The organism is Brachybacterium sp. UNK5269 (assembly GCF_049266655.1).
GTDB lineage: Bacteria > Actinomycetota > Actinomycetes > Actinomycetales > Dermabacteraceae > Brachybacterium.
Genome location: NZ_CP184886.1, coordinates 56043 through 69706 on the forward strand (window position 1 = coordinate 56043; position 13664 = coordinate 69706).

Genomic DNA, 13664 nt, shown 5'->3' on the forward strand with positions numbered 1-13664 from the left:
GACCAACGAGGAGCGCAGGTATGCCCGATCGAAAGACTGTCTTCGTAGCTTTCGCCATCGAGGACGAACGGCAGCGTGACTTCCTAAAGGGCCAGTCACTGTCGCCGCGAGCTCCCTACGAGTTCGTTGACATGTCGGTCAAGCAGCCCTATGACCACGAGTGGAAGGCTCGAGTGCGGACTCGTATCAAGCGCTCCGACGGGGTGATCGTGCTCGCTAGCAGGAACTCGCTAGCCTCCTCGGGTCAGAAGTGGGAGATCGCTTGCGCCAAGGAGGAGGGCAAGCCCATCAGGGGCATCTGGGCGTACTCTGACGACCGCACACTGCTCCAGGGTGTTTCCACAGTGGCCTGGAGTGACAAGAACATCAGCGACTTCATCGACTCCCTATGAGCTCGACAACCAGGAAAGCGCTAGTTGTTGGGATTGACTTTTACCAGCACTTAAGAAACCTGGGCGGCTGCGTCAATGATGCAAGAGCCGTCAATGCGGTGCTCGAAAGGAACTTCGACGACACCCGCAATTTCGACTCTCCACGTTTGCTTATTAGTCGTGACGCCAGCGAGCCAGTAAATCGTGCCAAACTTCGACGCGCTGTGGTCGATCTCTTTAAAGACCCCAACGAAATTGCTCTGCTCTATTTCTCGGGCCACGGCTACCTGGACGAGACCGGCGGTTTTCTATGCGCCAGCGACGCCGAAGATGGCGACGATGGCCTGGCGTTACAGGAAGTAATGGCTATGGCCAATAGTTCGCCAGCTACAAACAAGATTATCATCTTGGATAGTTGCCATAGCGGGTCGGCGGCTGCCGGTCCCGGCGACCGCGAGCAGCAGGCTAATATCCACGACGGCGTCACGATCCTAGCGGCCTCAACGCCACAGCAGGCGGCGCTCGAGCGTGCCGGCTCGGGTGTCTTCACGGGGCTTATGGTCGACGCACTCAAAGGGGCCGCCGCCAATCTTATTGGAGAGATAACTCCCGGAAGCGTCTATGCGCATATCGATCAGTCCCTCGGCAGCTGGGACCAGCGCCCTGTCTTCAAGACAAATGTGCAGCGATTCGTCTCTCTGCGTCGGACGCAGCCGCCGATTCCGCTGGCCGAGCTGCGTCAGCTTACCGCGCTCTTCCCCAATCCTCAGCACCGCTTCGCCCTCGATCCATCCTATGAATTCGACCGCTCGGCTGAGCAAAGCCAGGATCCGAGCATTGTCAACCCCGATCCAAGCCATGTTGCCACCTTCAAAGTCCTGCAGCACTACCGCGACGTTAACCTTGTTCAGCCGGTGGGTGCTGAACATATGTACTTCGCCGCGATGAATAGCACTGCTTGTGAGTTAACCTCGCTCGGGCAGCACTATTGGAACCTCGTCAAGCAGGATCGCCTGTGATGGACTTCCTTGACTCCCCGGAGGTTCTCGAAGCGCTTGCTGCTGTCGAGCATGAGCGTTGGGCCCATTGGCAAAGCTACTTGCATAATCAATGCTCACGTCAACCCGATGGAAGCCTGTTGATGCCCGCCCACTTAGTGCAACGATGGCAACGCCAGATCGAGACTCCGTACGCCAAACTGAGCGAAGAAGAGCGCGCCAGCGACCGCGAACAGGCCATCGAGTATCTGTCTGCGCTGCGAACAAGCGTTGATCGTCTTCGGGATGGCTCTTCGGAGTCGCCGCAGTAAGAAGCGGCGCGCGACGAGGCTGCGCAGGAGTGGGCCAGCACTGTCCAGCTCAGCGGCGAGGGCCGGGCGAGCCAGCGGCTCGAGGCCGACTTGGACGAGGCCGGGGAGGTGCGAGTCGCGGTCTACCGCTACGAGCACTGCGTCGACAGTCAGCGCGGCGACGCCGACGCAGACCGTGCCTGCGGGAGGAGCGTCCCCGACGGTCGGCACACGAGCAACTTCAAGCTGAGTCGGACGAGTGTGCGGCTGCTGGCGGAGCTGCCGAGACCGACCGCGACGTCGCACTGTCTGGGCACGGCGAGAACCCGCGCGCCTCAGACCGCGTGGACAAACGGCAGGCCACCGACGCCGAACGGCGAGAAGTAGCCGATGCTGCGAAGACTGCTACGAAGGGCGCATCCAGCCCCTGCATGCGTTGTGCGAGCGCACCCTGGAGAGCTTATTTATTCGCGGTCGGCTTGGACTGGCATCGGCGTGGCGCCGAGCGCTGCGATGAGACGGACGCGGATACGCTGCTTGCGACTCTCGAAGAAGCCGGAGAACTCCGTCAGGGCGAGTGGAAGACCGTCGAGGTCGTTCTCAGAGACGTACGTTGCACGCTTCGCCTCGTTCGGGAAAGCGGTCGCGATCCACTCTGAGGGAAGCATGTCCTGCTTCTCGATGTTTGCCGTGCCAGCCAGGAGCTGAAGATTGGGCAGGAGGTTCACTGCGCCGAGATAGTCTTCGATTTGTTCGGCTGGAACTCCCGCCTCGGTGAGCTTCTTCTTGGTGAATCGCGACTTCGGGAAGATGTGGTCTTCATGGAACTTCTTGCCGAGGTCGAGGCCGGGGTACAGCACAGACAGGACTGAAAAGGTTCGCTGCCCGGCGTACTTGAGGTTGAGCAACTCGTCGATTTCGGCGTTGTCGAAGGTTAAGTTCTTGCCGGCCGCCGCCATCGCGTCCTCGACGGAGGCGACGGGGAAGTCCGCATTGCCGTTGGTCCGCAACACGTCACGGATGCGGGACAGCAGTGTGTCGAGCCCGGATCCCCAAGTTCCTCGTTTGATGAGCGAGCGAGTAACCCAACGTTGAAGCGCGAGCCGGTCGGCGGCGTTCGCCGTCGAGTCGAGATAGGAGTCTGTCGCGCCGCGTAGATGGAGGTAGTAGGCCAGTGGAACGATCACGCTGGTAGCGGTCAGGTTTCGTCCGTTGTAGCCGAACTGCTGAAGCAGGGTTGCTGCTCGGAGTAGCGAGACCTTGATTAGCGGCCACGCTTCCTCGACCTTTGCCATGTTGACCTGTGTGAAGTTGGTGACCTTGAACCGCACGTCTACGTCAGCGATCGTCAACGCTGCTTTCAGCACCATGTCTTTTGAGAACGAGAACTGGCGTCCTGCGTTGGTGTTGAGCTCGGATACCAGCGATCGAACTTCCTCGCGCGCGTCGAGATCTCGCCACTGATTCGTCGCCATCGAAAGTAGCAGGTCGGAATACGACAGTGTGGTGCCACCGCTATTGACGCGCACGAAAATTTCCAAGACCTTATCGGCATCTTGATCGGTTACCAGGAAGTAGTTCATGGGCTTCAGGACGCGAATTGCCTCATAGAGGTCGTAGAGCCGCTGAAAGGCATCGGCTGACCCGGCGATGTTCCGGCGAGCCAACTCCTGCATGATTGCTGGCCCAGCGTTCGCAAGGCCGAGCACCGCTCCGACTCGGAACCATTTGTCTTCCTGGTCATCCTGGGCTGCGGCTTCCTTGTCGGTAAGGAACCGAAGGTCGTACTTCAGTCCGAGCTCTTCATTATCGGGTTCGTTAACCAGGTTGAGGTGCAGCCGCTTGACAGGGAATGCGTCAGCGCTGTTCCACCAAGCGTACTTTCGCTTCTCGGCGAAACTGCCATACAGGGCAATATTTAGGGAGGTGAGGCGTTGTTGTCCATCCAGGACCGCCGTGGTGCCGCTTCCTGCTGGGACCGTAGCCTTGTCCGCGTAGGGATTGTCGCGCTCGTGATAGCTCGTCAGGAACTCGTAGAAGGTGTACGACTGGGCGGTCTCAGGCTGCACGTCCCAGAGCAGGAACGAGCCGACGGGGTACCCGCGCATGAGGCTGTCGACGAGCCTTGTGATCTGGTCCGCGCCCCAGACAAACTCTCGCTGGATAGCAGGCATCAGGTACTCGCGCTTGTGGATGGCTGTGAGCATCTCTTCGATGCTGCGTGGAGTCTGGAACGACATGCAGTTAATTCTCTCGAATCTGTGGGCAGTCGGTGCCCAGGTTCACGGCCGCTACTTTGCGGTGCGGTCTCTCAGGAGGATCCTTAATGGAGCCGTATGGACTCTATCGGAGTAAGCATTCCGAGAGAGTCGTAGACGCGGGCTCTTGGCCGGAGGTCGCGGTCTCCTCCGTACAAGCCGATCAGCCGAGGATGTCGGCGTTGGCCTTGGGTCGAAGCACGCCCTCGTCAGGAACGGTCACGTCCGGCGCATGATCGGCCACCCACTGAGGCATCGGGCGGTGCTGGTCCTGGCGGAAGTTACACCCTGCGAAGGTGCCGGAGTCGCTGGTCAGCGCCGCCATTGTGGGGTCGGCGAAGTCGCGCCACCACACGGCCATGCCGGTGGGATCGCCGACACGTAGTGTCTCGTAGGCGCGCCAGAGGGCGTCGAGTCGGGAGACGGCCTCGGCGTGCAGGTACCACTTCCGGCACCACTTCGCGGTGGTCGTGTGCCGCCACGATGGCAGCAGGAACTCGTGCAGGAACCGGTCCACGTTGGGATACCAGAGCTCGATGTCCTCTGCGGACTCCTCACCCTGGGCAGGCGCTGCGTTCTCGCTCATGCGCTCACCGCCAGGCCCTCGTAGTACTCCTTCGACGCCTGGACGGCGTCTGCGTAGGGCATCTCCCACCATGGCACCAGTCGCAGCAGGATCGCTCGCGAGCCCGAGGTGAACAGCAGGGCGCGTCCGCTGGGGAGCTCGGAGATCTCCGAGACCTCGAGGATTCGCTCGCGCTGCGTGGAGCGGGAGGTGGAGCGCTGACCCTTGCCGACCGACGTGGAGGTCCGCACGAGCTCCGTGGTGCCGACCAGATCCGCGACCTGGCGGAGGAACCCTTCCTCGGCGATGCCGGCCCCGACCAGGCGCACGTTCGCGGCTGACCACATCTTCTTCATGCCGTTCTCCCCCCAGGCTTCCACGCCCTGAGACCAGGACTGCAGGAAGACCGAAAGGATGATGCCGCGGGAGCCGTAGAAGGAGAACAGGTCCGGCAGCTGCCGCAGCCGGGTCACGTTCGCGGCCTCGTCGAGGACCGCGCACATCGGCCGCGGGAGCCGCATCCCTGGCGAGACGGAGCCGACCTTGTCGGCGGCGTCGAGCACCGCCATCGTGAGGGCCCCGGTGAGGGCCCGGGCGGTGCCGGCGCCCTCCTTCGAGATCAGATACAGGGTGTCGGTGGAGCGGGCAAACGCTTCGGGGTCGAACTGGGGACGCTGGTCATCGGGTCCCTGCTGCTCGGCCCAGCGCAGCACCTGCTCGTTGCGGAGGAACCCGACCCACTCCAGAGCGGTGCCGAACACGCCGTCGCGCTGCTTGGGGGTGAGATCGATCTGGCCCTGCAGGGTGGTGGCCACGGCCATGTAGCCCTCGGCCGCGAGGCGCTCCACGGGACCGCCCAGGTCGGGGTTCGCCAGCCACTCCAGGATGATCGAGATCCTGTCGCCGCCGACGTGCGCGGCCAGCAGCATCGCCGAGAGGGTCTTCTTCGCGGCGCCGGTGAAGTACGCGTCCTGCTTCGAGCCGGCGTCGGTCACGGCGGCGATGAACACATCGGCCAGTTCATCGGCACGGTCGACGCTCGAGGCGTAGCTCAGCGGATTCCACCACCACGTGGGCTTCTCCCCGATCAGGCCCTGGAGGTCGTGGACGCGCACCAGGCCGATCTCCGAGCGGGGGCCGCGCGTGAGGTCCACGAGGTCGCGCTTGTTGCTGGTCGCGATCGCGGGGCCCTTGGACTCCAGCAGCTCCCGCACGCACACCGAGCTGGTCTTGCCGGCGCGGGGACCCATGACCGCGATCCGCACCTGCTCCCACGTGGAGTAGAGGGCCTCGGTGTGGCCCACGGGGGTGCCGAGCGGCACGCCCGGACCGTTCCCGCTGGCGCCGAGCCGCTCGGCGACGGCCTGGGCCGAGGCTTCGGTCAGGCCCTCGAGGTCGCGCTTGTTGCGGTTGCCCAGGTACCGCGCGGCGGCATCGACGCGGGTGGCGCCCTTCTGCGCCCGGGTCACCGCCCACCCCACCACCGCCGCCAGCGCGAGCACCATCAGCACGCCCGCGAGGGTGACCACGGTGGCGGTCGTCGTCCAGCCCTGGGTGGCGCCCCCGGAGGCGGTGACGCCGATGCGCCACGCCCCCAGGATGACCACGCCGATCAGCCCGAGCACGCTGAGGGCGCCGATGGCGACCCACGCGGCGGGGCTGGGGCCGTCCTGGCGGCGATTGGACTGCAACCTCGACATCGTCCTCCCCCTCGATCAGGCGCTGGTGTCGGCAAGTTGGTGGACTTCCTCGGCGGGGGTCCATTGCAGCGACGCTGCCTGCTCCTCCAGGCGGGCGGTGACATCCGCCCAGGCCCGGTTGGTGTCGTTCACGTCGCGCTCCACGTCCGTCAGGTCGACCGCGAACGGGGTCCCGGGGCGCTTCCCGATCTTGAGCAGGAACTTCCCGCGCCCGGGCGGGGCGGCGGTCTTCTCGGTCACCGGGTCGACCTCGGCATCGGAGGCCCAGTCCGTGATCAGCGAGGTCTCCTTTTGGGACAGCTCGAAGACGGTGGCGAGGTTGCCCATCTCGCCGGTGGCCAGCCCGCCGAGGTAGACCAGGGCTGAGCGGGACACGAAGCCCCAGGCGCGCTTGGTGAGCTTCTCCTCGCCCATGTCGAGGTCGTCCATGGTGTGCGTGGCCATGGCCTGACCCAGCCCGCGCTGCCGGTTCAGCCGCGTCAGGGCATCGATGAAGTCGATCATGAACGCCCCGGCGCGCAGGATGCGCCACAGCTCATCCATGACCAGGAAGTAGTGCCGCTGCGGGGCCAGCCCCGCCTCCGCGAGGTGCTTCGCGGCCGAGACCGCCGAGGAGCCCGCGGACCAGCACACCAGCTGCACGGCCGCCTCGAGGCCCGTCCCGCCGGCCTCATCACTCTCCAGTGACGACAGGTCGAAGCACAGGGGCACATCCAGCTGGATCGGCGCGGTGGTCTGCCCGTCGAAGAGGTCGCCGAACGGTCCGCCGGCTTCGAACATGCGCAGGGCATCGACGAGCTCCTGGACCCGCTCGATGTACTTGGTCTCGTCCGTCCCGGTCTGCGCGATCCGGCGCAGCTCGTCCGGGGCGGAGTCGATCACCGCGAGCAGATCGCTGATCACGGCCATCCGGCCCTCGACCTGGGTGTCGGTGATCCGCAGCGCCCGCGCGAGGATGTTCTTCTCCACGGCCCGCAGCTCCCGGTTCGCGCCCTGCGCGGCCAGGCCCGTGATCAGCGAGAGCCGGCGCCCGCGCAGCTCCTCGAGGGTGATGCGGCGCTTCTTCTCGGGCAGCTGCTGGATCTGGTCCCACAACGGGCCCCAGTCCAGCGGGTTGATCCGGTCCATGCCGCGGCCGATACGGATGACGACACCGTCCAGCGCCTCGATGAGGTCGACGTAGTCGGGCTTCAGATCCCCCAGGATCATCGGCGTGAAGCCCCACGCGGACAGGACCGTCACGATCCGTCGGATGAGGGTCGATTTCCCCAGACCCGGACGCCCGAGGACGAACATCGAGGGGAAGTTGACCAGGCCGGCGAGGAAGTAGCACATGGGGTCCGCGCACACTGTCGCGCCCGACAGCAGATGCCGCCCCAGCGGGACGCCGATCGTCGGCAACGGGGCACCGGCCGTGAACGGCCAGTACCCGCAGGCCTGCGTCGTCGTCGCCCGCATCTCGATGCTCGGCTCCACGCGGGCGACGCGGCCCGCGTGGGGAGCCATCCAGCCCCGCGCCCCCGGCCGCAGCCGCCGGCGCATCTTCTCCAGCCACGCCCGGCGCTGATGCCCGAAGCGGGCCTCCGAGCCCGCCGTGGCCAGCATCCTCGCCTCGACGTCGCTGACCACCAGTCCCGACGGGGCGGGACTGGTCGGTGAGTCGGCGCTGGCGGGGCTCGCCTGGCCCGGAAGGCGGGAGAGCAGGTTCTTGCGGGTATCACCCATCAGGCGGTCTCCTTCAGTTCACGCGGCACCATCACCAGGTGGGGTGTCGCCAGATCCAGGGGCAGGCCCGCCAGGAACGTGGTGTCCTGCGCGGAGGTCGCCGCGCGTAGACGCAGCCTGGTGCGCAGCGCTTGGCGTGCCGGTAGCTGCTGAGCCAGCGGCACCGTCTCGGTCCCGCGCACATCCGCGGTGACGACGAGGCCGAACGGGGCGAGCTTCGCCTCGAGCGTGGGGGCGATGCGATGGATCAGCGTCGCCCGCTTGCACACCACGCCCGGCGTCGGCACCAGGGCGGTGTCGAAGTCCAGCGGGGGCAGGGCTTCATCGGCCCTCGCCGCCATCGTCCAGGACGTGGAGACGACGCGGTCGTGGCTGTAGAACGACGCCGCCGTCGCCTCGGGCCGCGGCGGAGCATCCGCCCAAACGAGTCCAGTGCCCCCGCCTGCACGGGCGGTTTCCACGTCGCGGGCGATGCTGCTATCGAAGGCGACGCGCACCAGGTCCACGATGTCCTGCGCCGTGCAGACCCGCACGTCCAGACCCTCCGAGGCCGCTCGGAGCCCATCCAGCACCCGCGCGAGGTGCGTGGAGATCTCCTCCACCATCTCCGCCCGCCGCAGCGGCTTGCGATCCACGCCGGGCCGTGGCCGCGCGGTGAACGACAGCCCGGCCACCGCATTCGCGGCGCCGCTCTCCCACGTCTGCACGCTCAGGGACGCCCCTGTCACTCGGTCATCCAGGCCCAAGCCCTGCACCCACTGCGACCACGCCTCCAGCCGGGCCGTGAAGCGGGTGGTCGACGCCGCCCCTCCCGGGTCCCGGATCGAGACCAGCAGCGTGTACCGCTGCCCGGCGGCCAGCAGCCCCATCTCCACCCCGTACGCATCTCTCTGGCTCAGCAGCTCCATCCCACGCAGAGTCCGCTTCGCGATGGTCTCGGCCAGCCTCTTCGTCCTCACAGCGCGTCCTTCATCTCGACGGGAATCGGGGAGTGATGAGGCAGGGAGATGCCGAGCGGCAGCGACGCCAGGAACGCGGCGTCCTGGGACCCGGCGGCAGCGCGGATCTTCATCCGCGTCGAGGCGGCCTGGGTGGTCACCACCTGCCGGGCGATCCGCAGATCATCGGCCGAGGGCACGGTGCACGTGACCACCAGTCCCTGCCGGACCAGGCCCGCGCCGCGGGCTTCCTCGCTGGCCATCTGCTTCGCGTGGGCCTGGGCGATGCCGTGCCGTGCCCGGTTCCGTCCCATCGACGCCGCGAAGATCGAGTTGTTCTCCATCTGATCGACGATCGCGGTGGTCCGCTCCGCCGGCTCCGGCCGGTACAGGACGGTCACGCGCTTGCGCAGCACCCGCGCCTCCGGCCGCATCAGGTTCGACAAGGCGCTGTCGTAGATGATCGATCGCGGACCGCTGGCCATCGTCCACGACGTGGAGACCACCCCGTCATGCAGGTAGTAGTCGCGGTGGGTGTACGCCACGGCCGGTCCCGCCTCGTCCCACCGCAGCCCGGTGCCCTGCCCCATCCCGCGCAGCTGCTCAACATCGGGGCCGGAGGCCGGGTCGTAGGCGACCCGCACGTAGTCCACCAGGTCACTGGCGGTGCAGGACCGGACCGTCGCGCCCGCGCCCGTCACGCGCAGCCCGTCCCGCAGCGTGGGCACGATGGTCGACAGCTCAGCAACGATCTCGTCCTGGTCCACGCCCTCGTCGTCCCGGGAGGAGGCCCGCCCCGACAACGTCACCGCGATCTTCGTGTTGATCGCGGGGGCGGCCGCGTTGAAGGTCTCCAGGATCGAGCCGACCACCGCTTGCGCGAAGCGCGGCGCGATGGGCGACAGCCTCGACGTCACCGCGCGGCGCAGCCGCAGGCCCGTGTCGGTCGCGGTCTCCACCGTCACCGACGCCGCCACGATCCGCTGCTCGGTGCCCAGGTGGGCCAGCCACGCGCCCCAGTGCGCGACCGCCCTGTCGATCGCCTGCTGGTCCACCAGCGAGTTCCCCGTCGGATAGCACTCGAAGACCACGACGTGGTGACGCACCCTCGGGTAGGAGATCAGCGCGAACTCGTGGCCGTACACATCCACGTGGGTCGAGAGGCTGGAATCAGTGGCCAGGCCCGGAAGGCGGAACGAGCCATCCGGGGCGTTCCCACCCGGACCGTTGACCAGGTCCCGGTTGCCCGCAGCCGCCCCGAACACATCCGCGAGACGCCCCGCCCAGCGCTCATAGAGTCCGCGCCCATCCCGCTTCGGGACCACCAGCGGGATCACCAGCGCCACCAGCACCCCGCTGGCCAGCAGACCCCACTTCACGCCCGCGACCATCCACAGCACCAGCACCGGGAGCAATGCCAGCAGCACACCGAACAGCGCCCACAGGGACAGGCCGAACAGACCCCTCCGACCCACGGGCGTGAACCCCCCATAGGTCCGCTGCGCCGGCTCCTGCTTGAGGTCACTCATCCCTGCTCCTGACCCTCGTTGAAGTCGACCTGCTGAGCCCCCGCATAAACCCCGCTTGCGACATCCCGGACGGCCCGCGCGGTGTCCGGTCCCGCGCCCTTCGGAGCCGCGCCCGACGCGGTCGCGACCGGGGCGCTAGCCTGCTCCGCTCCATCAGGGCCGGCGCCAGACTCGGAAGGACTGTCCGCCGGGGGCCGGGTCGTCGACGCGGTGTCACCGCCGTTGCTCGAATCAGCACCCGACGCGGTCGGGGCCGAGGCATTGGCCGACGCGCGATCGCCACCGGAGGGGTCCGCCACGCCGCTGGACCCCGACGACCCTCCGCCCTCGCGAGATCCGCCCTGTCCAGCGGGCACAACGGTGCTGCCACCGCCCTCGTGGCCACTCGGAGCGCCCTCAGCCTGTGCATCCCCCGTGCCTTCGCTACCGCGTGGAGAACCAGACACCTCACCACCTGCCGATCCCTCGGGCGCCGAGGCACCGGTCGGAGCAGCACCTGCCGACCCATCCGGCGCGCTGTCCTGGCCCGGAGCTTGAGGCCCCCCAGAGGCTGACGTCGTGGCTCCGCCCTCGGTGGCAGTCGTCGTGGTCGCACCCGTCGTTGCAGCGGCCGTGGGTGCTGCACCGGCCGCCGCCGGCGCCGCCGCACCAGCGGTCGCTCCCATCGCGACCACCGCAGCGCCGGTGCCCACTGCTCCCGCTGCGACCGCGCCGCCGCTGAAGGCCATCGACGCGCCGGCCGCTGCTTGAGGCGCGACGAACTTGACCAAGGCAGGGAGAGCAAGAGCGGCAGCCCCGACGATCACGACACCGATCAGCAGATTCATCATCTGCTCCGTCGCCTCAGCATCCTCCGCGGCATTTTTCAGGGTGAGGATCCCGACCGCGTAGATCGTGCCGGCTACCGGCTTGTACAGGACCAGAGCGGTGATCCACCCGATCGCCTTACCGAGACCCTTGTAACCACCGTCGGTGAAGGCGGCTGCTGCCAGGAAGGGCAGGAACGCCATCAGCACCACGAGCAGTGCAGAGCGCACAATCAGCAGAGCTACCTGCGCTGCTGCCGCCAGCAGCAACACCGCGAAACCCAGCGCCGCGAACAGAACCATGTTCGCGAACTGGCTTACGGCCCCAACCGCCGCAAACCTGCTGGTTGTGCCTCCGAGGTCAGAGAAGTCAGCGAGCGCGGTCTCGAAGTCCTTGCCCGACGCTCTCTCCACCACCCACACCGAGTACTGGTTGCCCGCGTCAAGCAACAGAGCAGTCCCACCGATCCCGAAGGCCTGCACGGCGATGATCGCGACGATCCCCCGCGCCAGCGCAGCCCCCGACTGCATCGAGGGATTCATCAGCAGACGGATTACCGCCAGCATGAACGTAAGGACCGCGATCCCCACGATGTAGAACGATCCCAGCGACCACAGCTCAGCGATGTTCTGCGACGGTGTGCCGTCCGCCGTCCCGATCGTCGGCTCCGGAAACGATAGCCACGCCTCCCCCGTCCACGACACCGCCCACGACGCCGCCATAACCACCATGTTGAAGATCGTCTCTAAAATGTCCTGCGCGCTGTCGGAGATGGCGCAGCCAGCACGTTCTCCCAGCCCGGCAGTCAGGCCGAGGTCGGCGCACTCTTCGTTCACGAGCCGATGCTCCACTGCGTATAGCCCGACAGCCCGGTGATCTGCCTGGGCTCGGCAGAAGTGAAAGCCTCTTGGGTGGAGGTCCACCCATCGGCCCAGTAGAGGGTCGTCGGCATCGCTACAAGGGCGGATTCGCCGTTGCTCGAGGTTTCGACGACTAGCTCGAGGCTCGCTGTGGATTCGTCGTACGCCGTGAACTTGTAGCCCCGCAGTGACGTCCCGGTAGACGGAGCGCCATCGCCCTCCTCGAGGTCCGGGTCGTCCGCTATGTACTCCGCTCGAACGGCCGCGGTGCTGAGCCCCGCCTGGATGTAGGCAGCTGCGAATAGCGCGCCGGTCGGGCTGTGCGAGAAGCACGTCCACACATCACCCTCGCGGTTGATGGGACCGTAGGTGTCAGACACCGGCACGCCGATCCCGTTCACTTCTGGCCAGGCATCGGCCCGGGGTGCCTCGACCGGCACCTCCTGATCCGAGTCGTCAGCCACGCACTCTTCCGATTCCGTCGGAGCCTCCCCCGGCCCCTCCGTCGCGTAAGACGTCCCGCCTCCATCCGACGGCGCCGACCCCGCTGATGGGGAAGGTGAAGGCTCGTCGCCGCCCCCGTGCAGCCCGCCAGGGCCAGGGCCCCGACGGCCAGGACGCTGAAAAGCCGAGTTCTCGTGCGGATCATGATCTGCTCCTCTCGGACGGTCTGGATAGATCAGACGAACATGTTGAGGATCGCCACTGCCGACCCCGCCAGGATCGCGGCCACGATGCAGATCAGGATCCCCACGAACCCCTGGATGGCGTTGCCCCGAATCGCGTTGTAGATCAACATGCCGATCTGAATCAAGAAGCCGCCCACCGCAGCGAGCAGCACGATCCAGAACACCCAGTTCAGGAGCGTCAGGAATCCCTCCGATCCAGGCGGGGCTTCCGGCGTCGGTTGCGGGACCGCCAGGAGTCCGGACGAGTGGAGCGCTAGCAGAGAGTCGACCATTACGCGTTTCCTTTCGAGGGGTCCGGTGCACCCACTGCACGCCGGATGGATTTGACGATGCGCGGCATTCGCACACCGGAGAGAGACGGCGTGGAAGACGTCCTCCACGCCTCAACCCAGGGGATATGCCACCCGTGGGGAGTCATCCGCAGCAGTCGAGACACTGACTGACGCGTCGCCGGCGACAGCTTCGGCCCGTCGTCCACGACGATGAGGCCGAGCACATCCAGGTCCGGCAGCTCGCGATGAGACCACGCCGTCGTGACCTCCTCAGCGGCTGCGAGTCCCCGCGAATGCGACCGCGCCACCAGCAGCACCCGAGGACGAGCCGGAAGGTACGGGTTCGCCGCTGGAATCTCTGTGCCGGCATCAACGACACCCCGACCGATCAGGCTGGCCAGGGTGCTCACACCAGCGCCACCGTGCAGCCCCACCAGAGCCACAGACCCCGCCGCCACGCTCACCGGATACTCGCGTACCAGCGCGGATGGAGTGACCGCCCCACTCCGAGGCGGATGCACAGGCGAGGACGGGCCAGTGACCTCTATCTGATCCCCCAGAACCACGTCCGACTCCACGACCTCAGCTGGAGTTACCTCCACAGGCGGAGGCAGGAACGGGTTACGTGGCAGTTCCGTCACGAGACGCCCTCCATGTGTCGG

Annotated in this window: 13 protein-coding genes; 3 read left to right on the forward strand and 10 right to left on the reverse strand. The window is 66.6% G+C overall.

Going from position 1 to position 13664, the window contains the following annotated elements; all coding sequences use genetic code 11:
• Positions 1-20: 20 nt before the first annotated feature.
• From ACOJUI_RS17725 to ACOJUI_RS17735, 3 genes are read left to right on the forward strand one after another with little or no spacing between them, the layout of a single operon-like run.
• A complete protein-coding gene (locus ACOJUI_RS17725; RefSeq protein WP_422117822.1) occupies positions 21-392 on the forward strand; it encodes a TIR domain-containing protein in 372 nt (123 codons plus the stop codon).
• A complete protein-coding gene (locus tag ACOJUI_RS17730; protein ID WP_422117823.1) occupies positions 389-1390 on the forward strand; it encodes a caspase family protein in 1002 nt (333 codons plus the stop codon). The genes ACOJUI_RS17725 and ACOJUI_RS17730 overlap by 4 nt, the downstream gene beginning before the upstream one ends.
• Positions 1390-1680 carry a hypothetical protein gene (locus ACOJUI_RS17735; RefSeq protein ID WP_422117824.1) on the forward strand — a complete coding sequence of 97 codons (291 nt, stop codon included), beginning with the start codon at positions 1390-1392 and terminating at the stop codon, positions 1678-1680. Before ACOJUI_RS17730 ends, ACOJUI_RS17735 begins: the two co-directional genes overlap by 1 nt.
• Positions 1681-2123: 443 nt before the next feature.
• On the opposite strand, the gene ACOJUI_RS17740 is transcribed toward ACOJUI_RS17735, so the two are convergent.
• The 10 genes from ACOJUI_RS17740 to ACOJUI_RS17785 form a co-directional block, all read right to left on the reverse strand.
• On the reverse strand, positions 2124-3899 hold the full coding sequence (locus ACOJUI_RS17740) for a DUF262 domain-containing protein (protein ID WP_422117825.1): 1776 nt from the start codon (positions 3897-3899) through the stop codon (positions 2124-2126).
• Positions 3900-4080: 181 nt separating this feature from the next.
• A complete protein-coding gene (locus tag ACOJUI_RS17745) occupies positions 4081-4503 on the reverse strand; it encodes a DUF4913 domain-containing protein (protein WP_422117826.1) in 423 nt (140 codons plus the stop codon).
• Entirely contained in the window at positions 4500-6182 is a 1683-nt protein-coding gene (locus tag ACOJUI_RS17750; protein ID WP_422117827.1) for a type IV secretory system conjugative DNA transfer family protein, read from the reverse strand. Before ACOJUI_RS17750 ends, ACOJUI_RS17745 begins: the two co-directional genes overlap by 4 nt.
• Before the next feature lie 15 nt (positions 6183-6197).
• Positions 6198-7907: a hypothetical protein gene (locus ACOJUI_RS17755; protein WP_422117828.1), complete on the reverse strand. Its 1710-nt coding sequence runs from the start codon at positions 7905-7907 to the stop codon at positions 6198-6200.
• Positions 7907-8776 (reverse strand): SCO6880 family protein, encoded by an 870-nt coding sequence (locus tag ACOJUI_RS17760; RefSeq protein WP_422117829.1) that lies wholly within the window; start codon positions 8774-8776, stop codon positions 7907-7909. Before ACOJUI_RS17760 ends, ACOJUI_RS17755 begins: the two co-directional genes overlap by 1 nt.
• An 86-nt stretch (positions 8777-8862) precedes the next feature.
• Positions 8863-10374, reverse strand: a complete 1512-nt coding sequence (locus ACOJUI_RS17765) for an SCO6880 family protein (RefSeq protein WP_422117830.1) — start codon at positions 10372-10374, stop codon at positions 8863-8865.
• Positions 10371-12017, reverse strand: a complete 1647-nt coding sequence (locus ACOJUI_RS17770; protein ID WP_422117831.1) for a hypothetical protein — start codon at positions 12015-12017, stop codon at positions 10371-10373. The genes ACOJUI_RS17765 and ACOJUI_RS17770 overlap by 4 nt, the downstream gene beginning before the upstream one ends.
• Positions 12014-12505 carry a hypothetical protein gene (locus ACOJUI_RS17775; protein WP_422117832.1) on the reverse strand — a complete coding sequence of 164 codons (492 nt, stop codon included), beginning with the start codon at positions 12503-12505 and terminating at the stop codon, positions 12014-12016. The genes ACOJUI_RS17770 and ACOJUI_RS17775 overlap by 4 nt, the downstream gene beginning before the upstream one ends.
• A 215-nt stretch (positions 12506-12720) precedes the next feature.
• The gene (locus tag ACOJUI_RS17780) at positions 12721-13002 is read right to left on the reverse strand and encodes a hypothetical protein (protein WP_422117833.1); all 282 of its coding nucleotides are present in this window, start codon (positions 13000-13002) and stop codon (positions 12721-12723) included.
• Positions 13002-13643, reverse strand: coding sequence for a DUF6668 family protein (locus tag ACOJUI_RS17785; RefSeq protein WP_422117834.1), 642 nt, complete (start codon positions 13641-13643; stop codon positions 13002-13004). Before ACOJUI_RS17785 ends, ACOJUI_RS17780 begins: the two co-directional genes overlap by 1 nt.
• Between the last annotated feature and the right edge of the window lie 21 nt (positions 13644-13664).